General features: G+C 61.7%; 21 protein-coding genes and 1 pseudogene. 16 read left to right on the forward strand and 6 right to left on the reverse strand.

The window, feature by feature from the left end:
- The first annotated feature begins 34 nt into the window (after positions 1-34).
- The 9 genes from CAF77_RS03920 to CAF77_RS03960 all read left to right on the forward strand — a co-directional run bounded on the left by CAF77_RS03920 (position 35) and on the right by CAF77_RS03960 (position 9,571).
- Positions 35-1,630 (forward strand): ShlB/FhaC/HecB family hemolysin secretion/activation protein, encoded by a 1,596-nt coding sequence (locus CAF77_RS03920; protein WP_064381839.1) that lies wholly within the window; start codon positions 35-37, stop codon positions 1,628-1,630.
- A 15-nt stretch (positions 1,631-1,645) separates the two neighbouring features.
- On the forward strand, positions 1,646-3,445 hold the full coding sequence (locus CAF77_RS03925) for a DUF2341 domain-containing protein (protein ID WP_085654058.1): 1,800 nt from the start codon (positions 1,646-1,648) through the stop codon (positions 3,443-3,445).
- Positions 3,446-3,456: 11 nt separating this feature from the next.
- Entirely contained in the window at positions 3,457-3,882 is a 426-nt protein-coding gene (locus tag CAF77_RS03930; protein ID WP_007955109.1) for a biopolymer transporter ExbD, read from the forward strand.
- 3 nt (positions 3,883-3,885) lie between these two features.
- Positions 3,886-4,590: an energy transducer TonB gene (locus CAF77_RS03935; RefSeq protein ID WP_064381837.1), complete on the forward strand. Its 705-nt coding sequence runs from the start codon at positions 3,886-3,888 to the stop codon at positions 4,588-4,590.
- Between the two features lie 39 nt (positions 4,591-4,629).
- Positions 4,630-6,327, forward strand: a complete 1,698-nt coding sequence (locus CAF77_RS03940; protein ID WP_064381836.1) for a putative porin — start codon at positions 4,630-4,632, stop codon at positions 6,325-6,327.
- A gap of 17 nt (positions 6,328-6,344) precedes the next feature.
- The gene (locus tag CAF77_RS03945) at positions 6,345-6,974 is read left to right on the forward strand and encodes a hypothetical protein (protein ID WP_064381835.1); all 630 of its coding nucleotides are present in this window, start codon (positions 6,345-6,347) and stop codon (positions 6,972-6,974) included.
- A gap of 29 nt (positions 6,975-7,003) precedes the next feature.
- Entirely contained in the window at positions 7,004-7,471 is a 468-nt protein-coding gene (locus CAF77_RS03950) for a YbjN domain-containing protein (RefSeq protein ID WP_064381834.1), read from the forward strand.
- Between the two features lie 11 nt (positions 7,472-7,482).
- The gene (locus CAF77_RS03955) at positions 7,483-8,415 is read left to right on the forward strand and encodes a peptidylprolyl isomerase (RefSeq protein ID WP_371915533.1); all 933 of its coding nucleotides are present in this window, start codon (positions 7,483-7,485) and stop codon (positions 8,413-8,415) included.
- 178 nt (positions 8,416-8,593) lie between these two features.
- Positions 8,594-9,571 carry a LysR family transcriptional regulator gene (locus tag CAF77_RS03960; RefSeq protein WP_064381832.1) on the forward strand — a complete coding sequence of 326 codons (978 nt, stop codon included), beginning with the start codon at positions 8,594-8,596 and terminating at the stop codon, positions 9,569-9,571.
- A 136-nt stretch (positions 9,572-9,707) separates the two neighbouring features.
- Here CAF77_RS03960 and CAF77_RS03965 read toward each other — a convergent pair whose 3' ends face one another.
- Positions 9,708-10,079: a DUF6124 family protein gene (locus CAF77_RS03965; RefSeq protein WP_064381831.1), complete on the reverse strand. Its 372-nt coding sequence runs from the start codon at positions 10,077-10,079 to the stop codon at positions 9,708-9,710.
- Positions 10,080-10,459: 380 nt separating this feature from the next.
- Between CAF77_RS03965 and CAF77_RS03970 the strand changes: the two are divergent.
- Together CAF77_RS03970 and CAF77_RS03975 are read left to right on the forward strand one after the other, a co-directional pair.
- Positions 10,460-10,721 (forward strand): annotated as a pseudogene (locus CAF77_RS03970) (GNAT family N-acetyltransferase).
- 116 nt (positions 10,722-10,837) lie between these two features.
- The gene (locus CAF77_RS03975; RefSeq protein ID WP_064381830.1) at positions 10,838-11,329 is read left to right on the forward strand and encodes a hypothetical protein; all 492 of its coding nucleotides are present in this window, start codon (positions 10,838-10,840) and stop codon (positions 11,327-11,329) included.
- Positions 11,330-11,496: 167 nt separating this feature from the next.
- On the opposite strand, the gene CAF77_RS03980 is transcribed toward CAF77_RS03975, so the two are convergent.
- Together CAF77_RS03980 and ccoN are read right to left on the reverse strand one after the other, a co-directional pair.
- On the reverse strand, positions 11,497-11,718 hold the full coding sequence (locus CAF77_RS03980; RefSeq protein WP_064381829.1) for a hypothetical protein: 222 nt from the start codon (positions 11,716-11,718) through the stop codon (positions 11,497-11,499).
- Between the two features lie 15 nt (positions 11,719-11,733).
- Positions 11,734-13,161, reverse strand: coding sequence for a cytochrome-c oxidase, cbb3-type subunit I (gene ccoN / locus CAF77_RS03985; RefSeq protein WP_064384104.1), 1,428 nt, complete (start codon positions 13,159-13,161; stop codon positions 11,734-11,736).
- A gap of 264 nt (positions 13,162-13,425) precedes the next feature.
- Here ccoN and CAF77_RS03995 point away from each other — a divergent pair, with 264 nt between their 5' ends.
- From CAF77_RS03995 to CAF77_RS04010, 4 genes are all read left to right on the forward strand, one after another.
- On the forward strand, positions 13,426-15,099 hold the full coding sequence (locus tag CAF77_RS03995) for a nitrite/sulfite reductase (protein WP_064381828.1): 1,674 nt from the start codon (positions 13,426-13,428) through the stop codon (positions 15,097-15,099).
- Positions 15,096-15,575 carry a DUF934 domain-containing protein gene (locus tag CAF77_RS04000; protein WP_064381827.1) on the forward strand — a complete coding sequence of 160 codons (480 nt, stop codon included), beginning with the start codon at positions 15,096-15,098 and terminating at the stop codon, positions 15,573-15,575. The genes CAF77_RS03995 and CAF77_RS04000 overlap by 4 nt, the downstream gene beginning before the upstream one ends.
- Positions 15,576-15,704: 129 nt before the next feature.
- Positions 15,705-16,679 (forward strand): hypothetical protein, encoded by a 975-nt coding sequence (locus CAF77_RS04005; RefSeq protein WP_064381826.1) that lies wholly within the window; start codon positions 15,705-15,707, stop codon positions 16,677-16,679.
- 156 nt (positions 16,680-16,835) lie between these two features.
- Complete coding sequence (locus tag CAF77_RS04010) at positions 16,836-17,507, forward strand: DUF3313 domain-containing protein (RefSeq protein WP_011333935.1); 672 nt, start codon at positions 16,836-16,838, stop codon at positions 17,505-17,507.
- Positions 17,508-17,556: 49 nt separating this feature from the next.
- On the opposite strand, the gene CAF77_RS04015 is transcribed toward CAF77_RS04010, so the two are convergent.
- The 3 genes from CAF77_RS04015 to CAF77_RS04025 form a co-directional block, all read right to left on the reverse strand.
- Complete coding sequence (locus CAF77_RS04015; protein ID WP_085654059.1) at positions 17,557-18,552, reverse strand: DUF3829 domain-containing protein; 996 nt, start codon at positions 18,550-18,552, stop codon at positions 17,557-17,559.
- Positions 18,549-20,195 (reverse strand): J domain-containing protein, encoded by a 1,647-nt coding sequence (locus CAF77_RS04020; protein ID WP_064381824.1) that lies wholly within the window; start codon positions 20,193-20,195, stop codon positions 18,549-18,551. Before CAF77_RS04020 ends, CAF77_RS04015 begins: the two co-directional genes overlap by 4 nt.
- A 150-nt stretch (positions 20,196-20,345) precedes the next feature.
- Positions 20,346-20,771, reverse strand: a complete 426-nt coding sequence (locus CAF77_RS04025) for a YciI family protein (protein WP_085654060.1) — start codon at positions 20,769-20,771, stop codon at positions 20,346-20,348.
- Between the two features lie 271 nt (positions 20,772-21,042).
- On the opposite strand from CAF77_RS04025, the gene tpx reads away from it, so the two are divergent.
- A complete protein-coding gene (gene tpx, locus CAF77_RS04030) occupies positions 21,043-21,543 on the forward strand; it encodes a thiol peroxidase (protein ID WP_064381822.1) in 501 nt (166 codons plus the stop codon).
- The last annotated feature ends 79 nt before the right edge of the window (positions 21,544-21,622 follow it).

Below are 21,622 nucleotides of genomic sequence, written 5' to 3' on the forward strand. Positions count from 1 at the left end.
CGCCAACAGGTCATCGCGAATTTCAGGGGGTAGTGTGGAGCAGATTTTCACGTCACGGCTGGCGCTGTGGGGCTGGCTGCTGGTGACGGCCGGCGCGCAGCCGGCGTTCGCCGATGAGGCCGGGAACGCAGCGGCGCAGCGTCTGGTGGACGTCAACGAATACTTCGTGCGCGGCAACACCGTGCTCGATGCGCGGGCGATCGAAGAAGCGGTGTACCCCTTCCTCGGCCCGCAAAAAGCCTTGAGCGACATCGAAGGCGCGCGGGATGCCCTGCAAAAGGCCTATCAGGAACGCGGCTATCAATCGGTGTTCGTCGAACTGCCGGAGCAGGCGGTGGCCGACGGCATCGTCTACCTGCAAGTCAGCGAAACCAAGGTCGGCCGGGTCCGCGTGGTCGGCGCCAAACACTATTCGCCGCTGGATATCCGCGACAACGTCCCGGCGCTGAAGGAAGGCGAGGTACCGGACTTCGCCAGGGTCCAGGGCGAACTGGCGCAACTCAACAAGACCCCGGGCCGCCAGGTGATGCCGCTGGTGCGTGAAGGTCAGCGCCCCGGCACCATGGACGTGGACCTGCAGGTCGAAGACCAGAACCCGTGGACTGCCAGCGTGGGTCTGAACAACGACTACAGCGCCGACACCGAAAAACTGCGCACCGTCACCAGTCTTGGTTACAACAACCTTTGGCAACTCGGCCACAGCGTCAACCTGACGTTCTTCACCGCGCCGCAGGACACCGACAACGCCAAGGTCTGGTCCGGTTCCTACACCGCACCGCTGACCGAGCGCTGGAGCGTGCAGTTCTCCGGTTACCAGTCCGACAGCAACGTCGCCACCCTCGGCGGCAGCAACGTGCTCGGCAAGGGCCATTCCTACGGCGTATCGGCGATCTACACGATCCCGTCCAGCGGCAACTGGTCGAACTCGCTGTCGGCCGGCATCGACTTCAAGGACTTCGACGAACGCCTGACCCTGTCCGGCGAGAGCGACAAGGTGCCGCTCAAATACGCGCCGTTCACCTTCGCCTACAATGGCTATCGCTACAGCGAAAAGAGCCAGCTCGGCCTCGGCCTGAGCCTGGTCGCGGCCACTCGCAGCCTCTTCGGCTACGGCAGCTCCGACGAAGACTTCGACTACAAACGCTACCGCGCCAACCCGAGTTTCGCCGTGCTCAAGGGCGATACCAACTTCACCTGGACCTTCGACAGCGACTGGCAGAGCGCAAGCAAAGCCGCGTTCCAGCTGGCGTCGGGACCGCTGGTTTCCAACGAGCAATTCTCCGCCGGCGGCGCGACTTCGGTGCGCGGTTATCTGGCCGCCGAACGCACCGCCGATGACGGCTTCCTGCTCAGCGAAGAGCTGCGCACACCGTCGCTGGCCAAGTACGTCGGCGGCTGGATGCAGGACTGGCGCTTCTACGCATTCGCCGAAGGCGCGCAACTCTATCTGCGCGACGAACTGCCGGATCAGGACGCCAACTACGCCTTGGCCAGTGTCGGTCTCGGCACCCGCGCCAGCCTGAGCAAATGGCTGTCCGGCAGCCTCGACTGGGGCTACCCGCTACTCGAAGGGCCGAACACCTCGAAACAGGAATCGCGCCTGCACTTCAACCTTCAGGCCACTTTCTAACAAGGAGCACTTTTCATGCAGCGCCTATTCCTTTCGTTGTTGATCTGCCTGGGCTTCGTGCTCCCGGCCACGGCTCAGGCCTGGTGGCAGGACGACTGGCATTACCGCAAACAGATCGCCGTCGATACCACGCCACAAGGCGCCGCGATCAATCAGGCCCTGGGCCGCACCGCGCTGCTGGTACGCCTGCACACCGGCAACTTCACCTTCGACGGCGTGAAAGAGGACGGCTCGGACCTGCGCTTCGTCGCCGCGGATGACAAGACCGTGCTCAACCACCAGATCGAAAGCTTCGACGCGCTGATGGGCATGGCGCTGATCTGGGTCGATGTGCCGAATGTCGAGGGCGGTCAGCGTCAGGACATCTGGATGTACTACGGCAACCAGAAGGCTCCGGCCACCGGCAACGGCCAACTGACGTTCGATCCGAATTACACCGCGCTCTATCACTTCGACGGCGCCACCGGCACTCCGGCGAAAGACACCACCGCTTACGGCAACACCGCGCAAAGTGCGACCGGCGCAAGCATTGACGGCGTAGTAGGGCGGGCCTTGCAGTTCAGCGGCCAGCCGTTGCTGCTGCCGGCCAGTCCGTCGTTGCAGCACAACGCTGGCAGCGCGTTCACCTTCAGTGCCTGGCTGCGACTGGATCAGGCCAATGGCGAGCAACTGATCCTGGCTCGCCGCGAGGGCAGCAACAGCCTGCTGGTCGGTGTGAATCAGGGCGTGCCGTTCGTGGACATCGACGGCCAGCGCGCCGTCGCCACGCAACCGCTGAATCCGGGCCAATGGCAGCACGTCGCGCTGACCGCCGAAGGCGCGAAAGTGACGCTGTACATCAACGGTCGCGAAAGTGCGGCACTGGCCCAGGCGATGCCGGCGTTCAACTCGGTCATGGCCATTGGTGCTGATCTTTCCCCGAGCGCGTTCCAGCCATTCGTGGGCGCCATTGATGAACTGCGCCTGTCGAAAGTCGCCCGTCCGGCGCCGCTGCTGCTGGCCGACGCCACTTCGCAAGGCGCCGAGTCGAAACTGGTCGCCTATGGCGTTGATGAAGAACAGTCCGGCTTCGGTTTCGGCAGCCTCGGCTTCCTGCTCAACGCGGTGCCGGTGGATGCCTGCGTGATCATCGCGGTGCTGGTGCTGATGATGTTCCAGTCGTGGATCATCATGCTGCGCAAGAACCGCACCCTGAGCCGCGTCACTGCTGCCAACGAAGACTTCCGCGTGCAATTCGCCAAGGTCGGCACCCGCCTGGAAATGTTCGCCGACGACACTCAACTCGCCCTGCGCCTGCAGCACTCGCCGCTGTGGCGTCTGTATCAAGTGGCAGTGAAGGAGATCCGTACCCGCCGCGAGCAGGGCGCCGATACCTCGTCGGTTTCGGCGGCGACCATCGAAGCGATCCGCTGCTCGATGGACGGCGTGCGCACCCGGGAAAACCAGCAACTGAGTTCGAAACTTTCGACCCTGTCCAACGCCATCGCCGGCGGCCCGTACATCGGCCTGCTCGGCACCGTGCTGGGGATCATGGTGGTGTTCCTCGGCACGGCCATGGCCGGCGACGTCAACATCAACGCCATCGCGCCGGGTATGGCCGCAGCCTTGCTGGCGACCGCCATGGGCCTGTTCGTCGCGATCCCGGCGCTGTTCGGCTACAACCGCCTGATCACCCGCAACAAGGAAGTCAGCGCCGACATGCGCGTATTCGTCGACGAGTTCATCACCCGCCTGGCGGAGATGCACGGCGAAGGCCAGTCCAGTGAAGCGGCGCATCAGCGCGGCCATCACGCCAACCACTCCGTACCGGCCTGAGGAGCACTGACATGGCGTCCGTAAATGCCTCCCACGACGATGACGAAGATGCCGCAGTGGACAGCATCAACATCACGCCTCTGGTGGACGTGCTGATGGTGGTGCTGGTGATGTTCATCCTCACCGCCACCGCGCAGGTCTCCGGGATCCAGATCAACCTGCCCAAGGCCAGCGCCGCCGTGTCGCTGTCCGAGGCCAAGACCAAGGCGATTTCGGTCAACGACGGCGGCCAGGTGTTCCTCGACGCCTATCCGGTCACGTTGCCTGAACTGGAAGAGCGCCTGCGCATCGAGAAGGCGCAGAACCCGGACTTCCCGGTGATCGTGCGCGGCGACGCCACGGTGCAGTACCAGAAGGTCATCGAAGTGCTGGACCTGCTGCGCCGGCTCGAACTGTCCCAGGTCGGTCTCGTTACCGGCAAACCGACGCAGGGCTGAGTGATGACTGCACAACTGCCAATCGAGCCTTTGCCGGTGAAGAAGTCGCCACTGCGTTACGTGAAGTGGGGCGCCGGGCTGCTGCTGGGCGCCGTCGCGGCGTTTCTGTTGTGGCAGTGGGCCAACGACATGAGCGGCATCCGCCGGGAGGCGCCCAAGGTGCCGACGATCATTCCGTTGCCGCCACCGCCACCTCCGCCGCCGGAAAAACCGCCGGAGCCGGAAACCCCGGTGGAAGAAAAAATCGTCGAGCCCGAGCCGACGCCCGAGCCGCAGGAAGTGAAACCCGAGGAAGAGGCGCCGCCATCGCCGGCGGACGACCTGGCCAACCCGATGCAAATCGACGGCGACGCCCAGAGCGGCAGCGACGCGTTCAATATCGGCGCGGGCAAGGGCGGCGGCATGGCCGGTTCCGGCGGTGGGCGACTGGGCAACGGCACGTATAGCCAGTTCCTCGCGTTCACTTTCCAGAAGCTGCTGCGTGAGAACCCCGACCTGCGCAACCTCGCGTTTTCGCTGCAGGCCGATGTGTGGCTGAGCAGCGTCGGCGAGATCACCCGGGTCGAGCTGATCAAGTCCAGCGGCAACCCCGAGATTGACAGTCAGGTGCTGGCCGCCTTGCGTAACGCGCCCCACCTGAGCGAACGGCCGCCGGCCTCCATCACCTTGCCTGTGCGCATGTCCCTGCAAGGGCGGCGTCCGGGTTAACCGAATTCATAAAGCTGTATGAAAAGGAGTTGTGTGCAGATGATTTCCAACGTGAATCGATTGTCCCTGGCGGTCGGCATGGTCATCGCGACCCTGGTCGGTCAGGCCGCGGCAGCGCCTGCGCCCTCGGAGAACGCCACGATCAATCTGATCCGCTTGCTGGTCGAGCAGGGCATTCTGAAACAGGACAAGGCCGACGCGCTGATCGCCCAGGCCCAGAACGAAGCGGCCCAGGCCAAGCAGGCTGCCGCGTCTACAGCTGTGGCCGCCGGGCCGGTCGCCGCACCGGGCGATGTGCGGGTGCAATACGTGCCGGCCGCGGTGCGCGACCAGATCCGCGATCAGGTCAAGGCCGAAGTCATGGCCACCGCCAAACAGGAAAACTGGGCCGCGCCCAACACCTTCCCGGACTGGGCGTCGCGCATCAGCTTCGACGGCGACATCCGTCTGCGTGACGAATCGCGCTACTACTCGGGCAGCAACAGCAACGAAATCGTCGACTTCGCCAAGCTCAACAACAACGGCCCGTACGACGTGAACCCCAACAGCAGCACGGCCTTGCCGCCGTTGCTAAACACCCGCGAAGACCGCGAAAACCTGTTCCGCCTGCGCGCCCGACTGGGCATGAAAGCGGAGATTTCGCCGCAATGGACCGCCGGCATCCGCATCGGCACCGGCTCGGACAACAACCCGGTGTCGACCACCCAGAACCTCGGCGGCGGTTTCTCGAAAAAAGACATCTGGCTCGATCAGGGTTACCTGACCTGGAAGCCGTCGGATGAACTGACCCTGACCGGTGGCCGTTTCGCCAACCCGTTCATGTCCACCGACATGCTGTACTCCAACGACCTGAACTTCGACGGCGTGGCGGCGATTTTCGACCACAAGCTCAGCCGCGACTGGGGCGTGTTCGGCACCGTCGGCGCGTTCCCGGTGGACTACACCAACGACACCACCACCAGCAACGGCTTCGACAAGGAAGAAAGTGACAACAAATGGCTGTACGGCGCGCAGATCGGCGCCAAATGGGCGATCAACAGCAACAACCGCTTGAAAGGTGCGCTGGCCTACTACCGCTTCGACGATATCGAAGGCCAGCGCTCCAGCCCTTGCGAACCGTGGGCCGGCGCGCCGGGCTGCGACAGCGACGGCACCCGCGCGGCGTTCATGCAGAAGGGCAACAGCGTGTTCCTGCTGCGCGACATCACGCCGAATCCGCTCAACCCGACCACCACGCCGCAGCCGCAATTCGTCGGCCTGGCGTCCGAGTTCAACCTGCTGGACCTCAACGTGGTGTGGGACGCCGACCTGCCGGAAGACTTCAAACTGCGCAGCCAGGGCAACTACATCCACAACCTCGGTTACGACGAAGGCGACATGCGCAAGCGCTCGGCGGGGCAGATCGTCAACAACCTCGACAGCAACGGCAGCATCGAAAGCGGTGCCAATGCGTGGATGGTCCAGTTCACCCTCGGCAACGCGCTGGAGCTGAAGAAGCAGGGCGACTGGAACCTGTTCGCCGGCTACAAGTACATCCAGCCGGATGCCTTGCCGGACGGCTTCAACGATTCGTCGTTCCACCTCGGCGGCACCAACGCCAAGGGCTACTTCCTGGGCGGCAATTACGGTCTGGCGAAGAACGTCTACGCCACCGGTCGCTGGCTGAGTTCGGAAGCGGTGTATGGCGCGCCGTTCGACATCGACGTCATGCAGCTTGAGATCAACACGCGCTTCTAAAGCGCCGGGAGAGGGTTATGAAAATCCGCTTTTTATGGCTTGGACTCGGGATGTTGATCGCTACCGGGGCGAGCGCCGAAGGCATGGAAGAACGCCTGCGCACGCAATTGCGCAGCACCACCCAACAGCTGCAAACCCTGCAAAGCCAACAGGCCCAGGCCAGCGCCGCGCAACTGGCGGCGCAGAACGAAGCCAAGGCTGCGCAGGCACAAATCAAGCAATTGACCGCCGAACTGGCCAAGGCCAAAGGCCTTGTCGAGCAACTGGCCGGGCAGCAGCAAAGCCTGCACAGCCAGGCCCAGGCGCAAGTCGCGGCCAGCAACGAGCAGACCGGCAAGTTCAAGAAGGCCTACGAAGAGCTGTTGGTCATGGCCCGTGCCAAAGAGGCAGAACGGTCTAAGCTTCAAGCGCAATTGACTGAACGTGACACACAAGTGCAGCAATGTTCGGTCAAGAATCAGCAGATGTATGGCGTGGCCAAGCAGATTCTCACCGCCTACGAAAACATCGATGTGGCCGAGGTGATGAAGATCCGCCAGCCCTTCGCCGGCAGCGCCCGGGTCAAGTTCGATGAACTGGCTCAGGGCTTTGGCGACGAACTGTACAAGACTCAATTCGATGCGCCGCAAGCCGCGATTGCGCACTGATTAAAAGACTCATGGACAAGGAAGAAGTAATGACTCAATTGATCTCCCACGTATCCCCGCAATCCCTGACCGAAGTGCTGCAAGCCGCCGGTTACCGCGTCAACCAGACCGAACAGAACGGCATCGTCCAGTTGCTCAGCGCCAGTCAGGGCATCGGTTATGCGGTGCGTTTCGGCAACCCGGCAGTGGCGGAGCAGGGCAGTTACGTCGACTTCACCTTCAGCTGTGCGCTACGGGTACAGGGTGAATTGCCGGTGGGTGTGGCCGAACAGTGGAATGCGACCCGCCGGTTTGCCCGGTTGTCGTTGCAGGGTGAGTTTCTGGTGATGGAAATGGACGTGGTGGTGGCTGCGGGTGTCAGCAACGATCACCTGCGCGGCAACCTGGAATTGTGGGATCGCCTGCTTCAGGAGTTCATCGTGTATCTGCGTGATTTCACCCAGAACGCTGCTGCCGCCCAGGCTCCAAAGGTTGAGCAAGAGGAAGTCGCGCTGTGACAAAGCCTGCCATGGTAATCAGCGCCGCTGCGGTGGCGCTGCTGGTGGTGGCCGTGGCGCTGGTGGTGCGGCCGGGCAATGACCCGGTCGCCGCCCAGCAACCGGCGCCGGTGATTGCAGCGAACAGTGGGCCTGCGGTGGCGCGATTGGGCAATCAGCAGGTTTCACCGGAGGAATTGCAGGCGTTGCTGGCGGCCGTACCGCCACAGACTCGCGAGCAACTGCGTGGCAATCGTGAGGCGCTGGAGCGCTGGATTCGTTCACGCCTGGCCGAAAAAGCCGTGCTGGAACAGGCCGACGCCCAGGGCTGGGCGCAGCGCCCGGACGTGGTGCGGCAGACCCGCGCCGCCACCGAACAGATCGTGTTCCGCGACTATTTGCAGTCGGTGAGTAAAGTGCCGGCGGATTACCCGAGCGCTGCCGAGTTGCAGCAGGCGTATGACGCGGGCAAGGCCAACTGGCAGACGCCGGTGCTGTATCGGGTGAGCCAGATTTTCCTTGGGGTGAATGAGCCGCAGAATCTTGAAACCGTGCGCAAGCAGGCGACGGAGTTGAGCAAGAAAGCCCAGGCAACCCCGGCGGAGTTCGCGGCGTTGGCCAAAGAGTTTTCCCAGGATCGCCTCACGGCCGAACGCGGCGGCGACACCGGCCTGCAACCGTTGCAGCAACTGGTGCCGGAAGTGCGTGGTGCGGTGGCGCGGCTCAAGGTTGGCGCGGTTTCCGATCCCGTTCAAAGCAGCGCCGGCTTCCACGTGATCAAACTCACCGAACAACAACCGGCCCGCACCGCGACCCTCGACGAATTGCGTGACCAACTGACCCAGGCCTTGCGGGCACAGCGTCAGGAACAGATCGCCCAAGCCTATCTGGACGGCATGCTCAACACCGCAACGCTGAGTATCGACGGGGCCGAGCTCAACAAGGTGCTGGAGGAAAAACGCTGATTTCAGCATCACCGAAGTCCCTGTGGGAGCTGGCTTGCCAGCGATGAGGTAATCACATCCAACTTATGTGGTGTCTGACACTCCGCTATCGCTGGCAAGCCAGCTCCCACAGGGAAATCACTGGATTCAGAAAACTGGCTTGCGGCACATCAAAACAAAGATCGACAGGGAGTCATCGATGTCATTCACCGAACCCGCAGCACGACCGAGCAGCGCCGATTTTCGCTGGCCCCGGGACAAGGACGAACCCTGGCTGGCGCAGGCCGCAATCCTCGACGGCGACGTCGCCCAATACTTTCTGGTCAGCGCCCGTTGCGGCTGCTTCATGCAAGCCGCCCGCAGCCTCAACGTGCGCTCGACCCTGCTGCGCAAACAGCTGGCGCAACTCGAACAGCAACTGCAATGCGCGCTGTTCAGCTTTCAGGGGAGCGCGCTCAGCCTGACTCGCGAAGGCCAGCAATTGCAGGCGCAGCTGATCGCTTTGGCTCACGAACGCAAACTGCCGGTGATCGAGCAACCGCTGATCAGGCTGGCCGTCGCCGAATCGATCCTGCATGACATCCTCGGTCGCGACCTCATCGCACTGCTGCGCCGCAACGCCAGCGTGCGCCTTGAGATCATCGCCCTCGACAGCGAACTGGCCCTGCGCGCCGTCAGCGCCGACATCGTGCTGTGGCTCGCCCACGGAGACACCCCGCACCCCGGCCCGACCTTCGCCACCAGCGAACCGCAACGCCTTGCACAACTGGAATATCAGCCGCACATCGCCAAGCGCTACTCCCGCGTGACTGCGCGGCCAGAAAGTCCGGACGACCTCGCCGATTTCATGCTGGTGCAATGGCAGCACGACCGGCAGATCGACAGCTTTCGACCGTGGAATGAATTGGTCGAACAGCGCCTGGCCGGGGTGGTGCAGATGCAGTCTTACGAGCTGATGCTGGAGATGATCCGCTGCAGCGCGTGCATCGGTTTGCTGCCGATGTACATGAGCCGGTTTGATCGCGGATTGGTGGCGCTGCCGGGGTTGTTTGACGAGGCGATGCGGTTGCAGGCGTGGTTGGCGATTAATTCCGCATCGCAGGATGTGGCTGAAGTACAGACGTTGGTTGAGTTGATTCAACGAACGTTCAATGAGCGGCAGGAGTGGTTCGAGTAAGTCTCGCCAGGATCAGTAGATCGTTCCCACGCTCTGCGTGGGAATGCCTCAAGGGACGCTCCGCGTTCCAGCTCCGGAAGGGACGCGGAGCGTCCCGGGCTGCATTCCCACGCAGAGCGTGGGAACGATCATCGAACTAAAGCGGCGCCTCAGCCTTCAACTCCAGATTATCCAGCGCCCGATTCACCGCCAGCTCCCCCAGCATGATCAGTTGCGCAATCCCCAACAGCACATGTCGATGCGAGCCGTCCACCAAACCGGCGAAGTCGGTGGCCATGGTTTTGGCCGAGGTCAGGGTTTCGCAGGCGTCGGCCAGCAGTTCTTCGCTGTCGATGCCGGGGGCGATGAGGTAGCGGGTGTTGGGTTTGAGCAGTGGTTTTCTGGGGTGCAGGGGATTGAAGTAGTGATCGAGAGCGCGTTCGGCGGCTTCGTGGAAGGTCTTTGAATCCAGCGATTCGTAAGGCGAGGTGGCGTCGGTTTCGGGTGGGTTTGGCGTTGGTTTGATCATGATTGAATCTCCAGAGTCATGGAGCCGCCACGATTCGCTGCGATACGAAGAGGTGGCAGCTATACGCGGGTCGCAGACCGGGACTCTAGAACCGGCAGACCCGAGGGTCTCCCACGTACAGCCGCCATAAAGCTGGAGGGTGCTGTGCGTCTAGAGGTCGCGGGCTGCGAGACCCGATCGCTGATTCATCAGCGACCCGGAAACGATAGAGCCCACCCCCAAGGCGCACAAGCCGGCGGATTCTGGCGGATGCGTAGGCAATGGCGCAAGGCGTTGTGGCTTGCCGGACGTTTCGGTCAACGGCTTTAAACAGTCATGGCGAATCCGTGAAGAAGCGGTTTACAGTGACCGGCCACGCACTGATCCAGGAGGGATCTTTCATGCCTGAGCACAACCCCGCCATTCATCTCGAGCGCTTCAACGAATCCCACGTCGAGGGCATCACCGCGCTTTATAACGACCCGGCCGTGACCCGGGATGAATTTGCACCGGGTCGAGCTTTCGGTGTACGCCGACAACGAGGCGGCCATCGGGCTCTACCGCAAGTTCGGCTTCGAAAATGAGGGCCTGTTCCGCGATTACGCCGTGCGTGACGGGCAATGGGTCGACACTTTGAGCATGGCGCGTCTGCGCAAACGCTGACCTTCTGTCCGTCAATGGTCGATCAGGCGACCGTGCAGGCAAATGACTTGCACGGCCGTCATCGGCATCTGCCATGCTCGACGTCCGCAGCACCGCTTCCTTGAAGGAACACCGCAATGGACGACGTACAGCAACTGGGCGAAATGCTTCGCCACTATGCCGACAGCGAAGCGCACAAGAAGCAATTGTTCGAGACGCAGTCAGCGACCTGGGCCACCCGGATTACCGAGTTGTTCGGACAGATTCAGCAATGGCTGGAGCCGGTGCAGGCGCCGGGTTTGCTGGAGGTGAGTCGGGAGGCTTATGTGGCGTTCGGGCCGAGCATTCCGGTTGAGACCTCAACCTTCAAGACTGAAAAATTGAGCATCGTGATTGCCGGCAAACCGGTGGAGTTTGTACCGGACGTGATGGGCAGTGGTGGGCAGATTTCGCTGGCGGTGATGGGGTTGACGGCGGCGCGGTATGGGAGTGTTTCGTTGGTGGGACTGCCCAATGGTGATTGGCAGTGGCGCAAGACCAATGGGTTGAAGGATCCGGATACCTTTGCCTTCGATGCGAATTTTCTCGCGCAGCAATTGCAGAGCCTGATTCCCCGAGACCGCACCTAAGATCAAAAGCCACTCCCTACCTGATCGTTCCCACGCTCTGCGTGGGAATGCCTCAAGGGACGCTCCGCGTTCCAGCTCTGGAAGGGACGCGGAGCGTCCCGGGCTGCATTCCCACGCGGACGGTTCGACGCCTCGACGTGGGAACGATCAACATCAACGGAAGTAGCTCACATTTCGAGGTTGATCCACCCCGGTTTCGCCACCTCCGGCGCCACCGCTTTCACGGTTTTACCGGTAGCCATCTCAACTCGCCGCGCCACCTCCGGATCATCCGCAAACGGCGTCAGACTCGCCTCATCCAGGCTCTCGCTCGTCTCATGGCGCAAGCAGTACTCAACCGCCAGCCACAGAAACAGCACACCCAATACATTCAACAAAACATCGAACATGGCCAGCTCCCTTGATCAGGCGATCTGCGCTTCACGGTGGGCGAGTGCAACGTCGGCAACCCGCACTGTGCGCCACACGTTATAGGCCATCAGCAACATGCCGCTGAGGAAGAACACCCCGCCGGCAAAGCGCACGATGAACCCCGGATGACTGGCCTGCAGCGCCTCGACAAACGAGTAGGTCAGCGTGCCGTCCTCGTTGATCGCCCGCCACATCAGGCCTTGAGTAATGCCATTGACCCACATCGACGCGATGTACAGCACCGTGCCAATGGTCGCCAGCCAGAAGTGCAGGTTGATCAGCGGCGTGCTGTGCATACGCTCACGGCCAAAGACCTTGGGCACCATGTGATAGGTCGCGCCAAAGGTGATCATCGCCACCCAGCCCAGCGCCCCGGCGTGTACGTGGCCGATGGTCCAGTCGGTGTAGTGGGAGAGGGCGTTGACGGTCTTGATCGCCATCATCGGGCCTTCGAAGGTCGACATGCCGTAGAACGCCAGTGAAAGGACGAGGAAGCGCAGGATCGGGTCGGTGCGCAACTGATGCCAGGCGCCCGACAGGGTCATCATCCCGTTGATCATCCCGCCCCAGCTCGGCGCCAGCAGGATCAGCGACATCGCCATGCCCAGCGACTGCGCCCAGTCCGGCAGCGCGGTGTAGTGCAAATGGTGCGGGCCGGCCCAGATGTACAGGGTGATCAGCGCCCAGAAATGCACGATCGACAACCGGTACGAATACACCGGCCGATTCACTTGTTTGGGCACGAAGTAATACATCATCCCGAGGAACCCGGTGGTCAGGAAGAACCCCACCGCGTTGTGCCCGTACCACCACTGCACCATGGCGTCGGTGGCGCCGGAATACACCGGATAGGACTTGAACCAGTCCACCGGAATCGACAGGTGATTGACCACGTGCAGCATGGCGATCACCAGGATGAACGCGCCGAAGAACCAGTTGCCGACGTAGATGTGCTTGGTTTTGCGCTGTACCACGGTGGTGAAGAACACGATGGCGTACGCGACCCAGACCACCGCCATCCAAACGGCGCCGGAGAATTCGATCTCGGCGTATTCCTTGGTGGTGGTGTAGCCCATCGGCAGGGTGACCAGCATGATCACGATGACCGATTGCCAGCCCCAGAAGGTGAAGGCCGCAAGTTTGTCCGAGTACAGCCGCACCTGGCAGGTGCGCTGCACCGCGTAGTAACTGGCGGCGAATTGCGCGCTGCCGGCGAAACCGAAAATCACCAGGCTCGTGTGCAACGGTCGCAAGCGGCCGAAGGTTGTCCACGGCAGGTCCAGATTCATGTCCGGCCATACCAGTTGCGAGGCGATCCATACCCCCATCGCCATGCCCACGACACCCCAGAAAACAGTCGCGATGACGAATTGGCGGACGACCTTGTAGTTATAAGCCTGTCCGATTGTTGCTGTGCTCATGGTCAGTTCATCCACGGTTGCAAAGTCTTGCCAGGCCACCCGGTCTGGCACGAGCTGCACTGTAGAAACCCCACCGGAAACAAAACAGGCTCAGGAATTGTTCATTTATGCGGATCAGATCAAGGCGCTGCCTGCGGCCATCTGACGCGCCCTGATACGGTTTTTATGCGTTCAGGTGAATCTGTTGCGTGCTGCGCCGCTCGTCCATAGTCGTAAAAAATCCTGTGTTTTGACCGTGATCAAAACTGATGAGGTAGCCGCTGCATGTATCAATACGATGATTACGACCGGGCGCTGGTGTTCGAGCGCGTTGCGCAGTTTCGCGATCAGGTCGAGCGCTTCATGGCCGGGGAGTTGAGCGAAGAAGAGTTCCTGCCGCTGCGCCTGCAGAACGGCCTGTACATGCAAAAACACGCCTACATGCTGCGGGTGGCGATTCCCTACGGCACCTTGAGCGCCGAACAGATGCGCACACTGGCGAGCATCGCCCGGGATTACGACCGTGGTTACGGCCACTTCACCACCCGGCAGAACATGCAGTTCAACTGGATCGAACTGCACGAAGTGCCGGACATTCTCGAACGTCTGGCGCAGGTCAACATGCATGCGATCCAGACGTCGGGCAACTGCGTGCGCAACATCACCACCGAAGCCTTTGCCGGGGTCGCGGCGGACGAGCTGATCGACCCGCGTCCGCTGGCCGAAATCCTGCGGCAATGGTCAACGATCAACCCGGAATTCCTGTTCCTGCCGCGCAAGTTCAAGATCGCCATCTGCTCGGCGACGCAGGATCGCGCGGCGATCATGATGCACGACATCGGCCTCTACCTTTACCCCGGTCGCGACGGCCAGATGCTGCTGCGGGTGATCGTCGGCGGCGGTCTGGGGCGCACGCCGATTCTCGGTCTGCAAATTCGCGATGGCCTGCCGTGGCAACACTTGCTGTCCTATGTCGAGGCGGTGTTGCGGGTCTACAACCGCCACGGCCGGCGCGACAACAAGTACAAGGCGCGGATCAAGATTCTGGTCAAGGCGCTGGGTATCGAAGCGTTCGCCAAAGAGGTCGAGGAGGAATGGCAACACCTCAAGGACGGCCCGGCGCAACTGACCGAGGATGAATACCAGCGGGTCGCCAGTGCTTTCGTGCCGCCGAGCTATCGTACATTGGCGGGCACCGATCTGGATTTCGGCACGCACCTGGCGGAGAACCCGGCGTTCGCCCGTTGGGTCGCGCGCAACGTGCAACCGCATAAAGTGCCGGGCTACACCAGCGTGGTGCTGTCGACCAAACCGGGCCTGGCCGCGCCGCCGGGGGACGTGACTGATGCGCAGATGCAGGCCGTGGCCGACTGGTCCGAGCGTTTCGGCTTCGGCGAAATCCGCATCGCCCACGAGCAGAACATCGTCTTGCCGGACGTGCCCAAGTCCGAGCTGTTCGCGTTGTGGCAACTGGCGAAAGAGCAGGGGCTGGGCGCCGCCAATGTCGGTCTGCTGACCGACATCATTGCTTGCCCCGGCGGTGATTTCTGCGCGCTGGCCAACGCCAAATCGATCCCGATTGCCCAGGCGATTCAGGCGCGGTTCGACAACCTCGATTACCTGCATGATCTGGGCGACATCAGCCTGAACATCTCCGGCTGCATGAACGCCTGCGGCCATCACCACATTGGCAATATCGGGATTCTCGGCGTCGATAAAAACGGCAGCGAGTGGTACCAGATCACCCTCGGCGGCGCGCAGGGCAAAAACAGCGCACTGGGCAAAGTCATCGGCCCGTCGTTCAGCGCCGCCGAAGTGCCGCAGGTGATCGAGCGGATCATCGGCACCTTCGTCCGTTATCGCGAGGCCGAAGAACTGTTCGTCGATACCGTGGCGCGCATCGGACTGGAGCCGTTCAAGGAACGGGTCTACCCGAAAGCGCTGGAGGTGCCGGCATGAACAATCTGTTGCGCATGGAGGCGAGTGGGGCGCGGATCGTGCTCGATGATCCGTGGACGCTGATCCGCTCGCCCGAAACGGCTGACAGTACTGAAATGTTGATTCTGCCGCTGGCCCACTGGCTCGAATCACCCTCGACTCACGCGGTCTGGCTGGGCCCGGACGACGGCGTTGAAAGCCTGCTGCCATGGCTGGCCTCGCTGCCCCTGATCGCCCTCGACTTCCCGAGCTTTCGCGACGGCCGCGCCTACAGCCAGGCCTATCTGCTGCGCAGTCGTTTCGGCTGGAAAGGCGAGTTGCGCGCCATCGGCGATGTACTGCGCGACCAGCTCAGCCACATGCGCCAGTGCGGTTTCGACAGCTTCGCCGTGCGCGAGGACAAATCCGCCGAGGATGCGCTCAAGGGCCTGGCCGGGATGAGCGTGTTGTACGGGCGCTCGGTGATCGAGCCGCGACCGTTGTTCCGGCGCCGGTGATGCAGGGGAAACCCTTAGAACCCTGATGAATCGGGGATTTTTCCTTGGGTCGATGGTGGCCTTTTGGTAGAGTCCCCGTCGCCAGCGGGTTTTCGGCTGGACGACGGAACGAAGAAGGGAGTCTGATCAGTGAGTCCGGGCAAAAAAATTCTGGGCATCACCGCGTTGCTGTTGATGGTGACGCTGTGGGCCGGTTACATCTACGTATTCAACGAAAACCGTGGCGGTCAGCTCGGTGGCGTCGGCGAAAGCACCGCGTGGTGCGGCACGCCGCCGAACACCGAAGCGGCGCTGCTGGGCAAGGATCAGCTGACCCTGCGCATCACCAACAACCTGCGCGGCGAGTTCATGCTCAGCGGCGCGGTGGTGGTCTCCGAGCGCACCTTCAACCGCTACGACCTGGGCCGCAACGAACTGCGTCTGCGCCTGGAACCTTTGCAGTGGTCGTTCGGTGTCACGCCGATCTTCCTCGAACAGGTGAAAGTCCTGCCCCTGAGCCGCAACCTGGCCTCGACCGACAAGAGCGCCTTCGCCGAACTAGAATCGCGCCCGATCAGCGTCCAGGGCCGGGTCACCGAATTTCCCTTCGACACCTATCGCTACGGCTACAAACCGGTGCTGTATTACCTCAAGGGCAGCGAGCGCATCGACCTGCGCTTCAAGAACATCACCACGCTGATGGAGATGTCCAACACCTTCACGCCGATCCAGAAGTACAACCGCGCCGACTACATCAACGAGAAAAACTCGATGATCCGCGACGAGGATTACAAGGCCTACGGCCCCCACGAATGCGCGTTCAGCGTCGAGCGCAAAGGCTCGTTCAAGGTCGTGGTGCTGTTGATGCTGCTGGTGCTGTGCCTGCCGTTGCTGCTGGTGTTCTACCGCGATGAACCGGGGATCGACTTCCTCGCCACGCTGGTGGGAATCGGCGTGGTGCGCACGGTGCTGGTGGGGCCGGTGCAGGATTTCCAGCTGTACAACATTGATTTTCTGTTCGGTGCGGCGATTTTGCTGGTGGGCACGGTATCGCTGATCAAGGCGATGCGGGCCAACAGCCGGCGGGAAATGGCGTTGAGGAGTGGCGAGACTTCGAGCTGGTAGAAGAAAGCCTTGAGCACCCGTGATGGTCCGGACCTTTCAAAGGTCCGGAACTGACGTTGTGCAATATTGGGGTTTCTGATCGCAAACGGCGCGAATTTAGCTATACCTGTAACTCCCCCGACGCAATAAATTCGGCCTTCCGACAGGAGTTACAGCATGAAGCTAGCCGTAATGATGAGCACCCTGTGCATTGCCACGCTGGGCGTGGTGGGTTGCTCCAGCAAAACCGTCGCACCCGACGAGTACTCAGGCTTCCTCAAGGACTACAGCCAGCTGAGGGAGGCCAAATCCCCGTCGGGGGCCGAAGTGATGCGCTGGATCGACCCGAAAGTCGACATCGGCAAATTCACCAGCTTCTACGTCGAACCGACCCAGCTCTATCCCAAACCGCAACCCACCGTGAAGATTCCGCAGCAGACCCTCAACGGCATCACCAGCTACTACGATCAGGCGCTCAAGCGTGAACTGGGCAAATCCCTGCCGCTGGCCTCGGGCCCCGGGCCGGGTGTGATTGTGGTGCGCGCGGCCATCACCGCCGTCAGCAGCAAGACCGAAGGCCTGCATGCCTATGAAGTGATTCCGGTGGCGTTGGTGGCGGCAGCGGTCAGCACCGCCAGCGGCATTCGCGATCAGGAAACCACGCTGGCGACCGAAGCGGTGTTCCTCGATGGCGGCACCAACAAGGTGGCGGCGCAGGTGGTGCGCAAAGGCACCGGCAAACCGCTGGAAAACGATTCGCAGGTGATGAAGGCCGATGACGTGAAAAGCGTGATCGATGGCTGGGCCTCGGATCTGCATCAGTCCTACCTCAAGCTCAAGGCCAAGTAAGACCGGCACGCCGGGTCGTCCCTGAGGGCGATCCGGCGTGCGCACGGCGTCAGAAGCTGGCGCGCGCCAGTCGGTTGTAATGGCTGAGCAAACCGTCGTAACGGCGGGTCACGGCGTAGTAGTCCTCGCTCAAACGTTCGGGCTTGGCGTGGTTGTGCCAGTCGGCTTGCAGGGTGTTCAATGCCTCAAGATAGTTTTGCCCCGGCTCGCCGATGCGCAGCCACAGGTCCCGTGCGGCATCGGTCTTGTTCTGGAATCCACCCGTGCGCGGTGCGAGCCAGGGTTCGCGGCGGTTCCAGGCCTGTTGCAGCTTCGCGGTGGTATCGGCCAACAATTTCGGAGTGAGGGTGCGGTTTTTCATCGCTTCGTCGAGCACGTCGACGGTCTCCCGCGCCTGAATCATGTACGCCAGCAAGTACCAGTGAATGTCCCTGCCCAGACGCGCTTCGATCAGCTTGAGCTGTTCGGGACGCTGCGCGGCATCGAGGGACAGCAGGCTTTGCCGCAAAGCCGTGGAAGCACCGATGTATTCCTGTGAAACGCGCTCGATCGCCGCCAGCTCTCCAGTGGAGGGCTGTTGCGAGCTGGAGACGAAACTCGCCTCTCGGTAAAACCGCGTGGGTGCAATGATGGTCGTGACGTGAGTCAGTGCCTGGACATACTCGTTGGTTTGTCGCGCCAGTTCAGGCTGCCAGGCCAACAGTTCGAGTTTTTCCGTGAGGCCCTGACCGCAGACATCGCGCTGAATGTCTCGCACATTGAATGCGTCGCTGTCGTCGAAATCATTGAGGCTCTTCAACCAGCGCTGGTCGCGGGGCAAGGGCGGTTGAGGGTTCTTGTAGCGGTCGTAGGCCGCTCGCCATTGCACGTCGATCCGGTTGACGCAGGCGATCACCGGGCTCAGGGCATTGGCCTGGGCGGTGACCGGCGCATCGCGCCCGTCCAGCCAGAGATCGAGTTGCAGGAAAGGACGGGTCGCACTCGTCAGCGCCATTATCACCAGCGCGAAGAAAATACCGAGGCAAAACATCATTCTCGAGCTCATGGGCGGGCCTCCTTGCCGTACCACTGTTCGACGGTGGCCGGTGCGCTGCATTCGGCGGTGGTGGCCGGCAAGCGACTGCACAGGCGTTCGGTCCAGGGTTGCAGGCCCTGATTGCGATTGACCGTGCCTTGGCTGGCGACCACTTTGAATACGCCGAGCACGAGGGCCAGCACCAGAATGCCGAAGATCGTCACGCCGACCTTCATGGCCGGACGGCTCTCTTCCCAGGACACCCGGGGCCTGGACTGCCAGCGGCGCACCAGTCCGAAGGTCGCCAGGGTCGCGGCGTACACCACGCCGGCAATCGGGCCGAAAAACCAGCCGAGCCCGGCCACCATCAGCGCGCCGGGCATGAAGTCGCGCAGTACGCCGAATGGCGGCGAGTCTTTGAGGAAGCGCGGGCAGAGGCCAGCGCTGAGCCGGTCATCCAGCCGCCATACGCGATGGGCAACGTTGTGCACCAGCCAATTGAGCCCGGCCACAATCACGCCGAACACCACGGTCGAGATCATGACGATATTGATCAGCCCGCTGAGGCGAATGCCCAGCGGAATGTAATGGGTGAACGCGCCGATCAGGCAGGCCAGCACCACGCCCACGTAGGTCGGCCAGTCATTGAAGCTCAGTTCCCAGTCGCGCCAGAAAAACGCTGTGCCGCCGGGCATCTGTGCGCAGACCTTGGGGTGGTTGGCGTAAAGCTCGGAGCTCAACTTGCGGCACTGCGCCCAGTCGTCCTCGTGCAGGCGTCGGGCCAGTGCGCGGCGGGCGCTGAACGAGCCGGTGCCCAGCAGCAGGCGGGCGGCGCGGTGCTCGGGGGTGACGGCGGGCTCCGTGGCCAGTTGTTGCTGGTGAGCCAGGAAAAGCGGCGCATTCTGACGAGCCAGCAGGCGTTGCCATTCTCCGTCAGGGCAGGGATTTGCGGTGCAGCCGTGCCAGCCTTGACCGGCGCGCACCCGTTCGAAAAGCTCGGGAGACCAGACTGGCGCATCCAGCAGCAAATGGCTGAGCATCCGGTTGAACCATTCCTGTTGCAGTGCATTCGCGAGCCAGTTGTGCTCCCCGCAACGCTCGTAGGCCTGGAGGAAACCTTCAACGTCTTCCCGTTCGAGGGCATCACGCATCGGTTGCGCAATACGCGCGCGTTGTTGATCCAGCAACAGGTCGATCGATATCTCGTCCAGCTCGAGGCGTTGCCAGGCGCTGAACCAGAAGAAGGTCGGGATGGCCCAGTCCACCAGCGTCTGCGAAGTCTCAGGGTGTTCAATGCAATGATGCAGCACCGTGTCTTCGAAGAAATGCGCGCAACCCTGTTCGAGGGTGACGGCATGGCGATGATTCAGCTCTTCAACGCTGAGCCCGTCCAGCGAACGGGTCGCCAATTGCAGGGCATCGACCTCGACCACGGTCAGGCCGCTCAGGTCCCAGGATTCTTCAATGCCCTGTTCCTGCTCTTCATCCTGATTCTGCTCGTGATACTGCTGCCATTCCTTGTACGCCAGCGCCTGCTCATAGGCATCGCGCAGCCGCTGGAAGCCCTCGGGGTCGTCGTCGGGGCGGGTCTGTTTGAGCAGGACGGCATATTGGCGTTTGATAGCGCGCACATCGGCGTCGGCCGACAGGCCAAGGACGGTCCAGCAACTCATTGCGATGACAACTCCATAAAACCCGCGACGCGATCCAGTGGTGGCATTGTGATGTTGCGCACCCTACCTGTTTCGCGTCGAAAAGTCCCCGTGTCTTGCTCAGTCGTCTTCGGCCATGCAGAAAATGCTCACGTTCTCGATTCGGGGGGCTCAGTGTTTTTTGGCTTGCTCGCGTATGCGTTCTTCCTGCTCTCGCAGTTCCGGCGTGAACTCGGCGCCGAAATCTTCCGCGCTGAACACCTGGCGAATCTCGATTTCCGATTCAGTGCCGGGCATGGGATTCGGGCAGCGCTTGACCCATTCGATGGCTTCTTCTTTGGATTTCACGTCCCAGATCCAGTAACCGGCGATCAGCTCTTTGGTCTCGGCGAACGGGCCGTCGATCACGCTGCGGTTTTCGCCACTGAAGCGCACGCGGGCGCCTTTGCTGCTGGGGTGAAGGCCGTCGGCAGAAACCAGGATACCGGCCTTGGCCAGCTGTTCGTTGTAGTTGCCCATTTCGGTCAGCAATTGCTCGCTGGGCATCACGCCGGCTTCGGAGTCGTGGCTGGCTTTGACAATGATCATGAAGCGCATGGTGTTTCTCCGCAGGTGAGTGAAGGATTCATGGCTTAGTCGAACGGCCGGGGTCTGAATCGACAGGTCGTTAAAGAAAAGCCGCAGATTGTCGCTTTCACAAGCTTCACTTCCTTTGGACACACGGCTGTGGCCGGCACTGGAGAGCGTGTATCCAGTTTTGTGTGCCAACACATGACAATTTCGGTTCAGGCATAGGTCGTCGGACAATTTCGTGGTTAACTTCCGCCTCTTGCATGCTTTCCCAACAACGTTAAGAAGGACTCCGTTCATGGCTCAAGTCACGCTCAAAGGCAACCCGGTTCAAGTCAACGGCCAACTGCCACAAGCCGGTTCCAAGGCGCCAGCCTTTTCCCTGGTAGCCGGCAATCTGTCCGACGTCACCCTGAAAGACTTCGCCGGCAAGCGCAAAGTGCTGAACATCTTCCCAAGCGTCGACACCCCGACCTGCGCCACTTCCGTGCGCAAGTTCAACGCCCAGGCCAACGAGCTGGCCAACACCGTGGTGCTGTGCATCTCGGCTGACCTGCCGTTCGCCCAGGCTCGCTTCTGCGGTGCCGAAGGCCTGGAAAACGTACAAAACCTGTCGACCCTGCGTGGCGCCGAGTTCATTCAGAACTACGGTGTGGCCATCGCTGACGGCCCGCTGAAAGGCCTGACCGCCCGTGCGGTGGTTGTTCTGGACGAAAACGACAACGTCCTGCACAGCGAACTGGTCAAGGAAATTGCAGAAGAGCCTGACTACGATGCGGCACTGGCTGTATTGAAATAAGTGTTCTGAAACAAGCGCTTTACAATTGTTAACGGCCTGGCCCTGTCCAGGCCGTTTTCATTTGTGTATCAGTGTTTTG

Origin of the sequence: Pseudomonas sp. R15(2017), assembly GCF_002112685.1 — a bacterium.
Classification (GTDB): domain Bacteria; phylum Pseudomonadota; class Gammaproteobacteria; order Pseudomonadales; family Pseudomonadaceae; genus Aquipseudomonas; species Aquipseudomonas glycinae.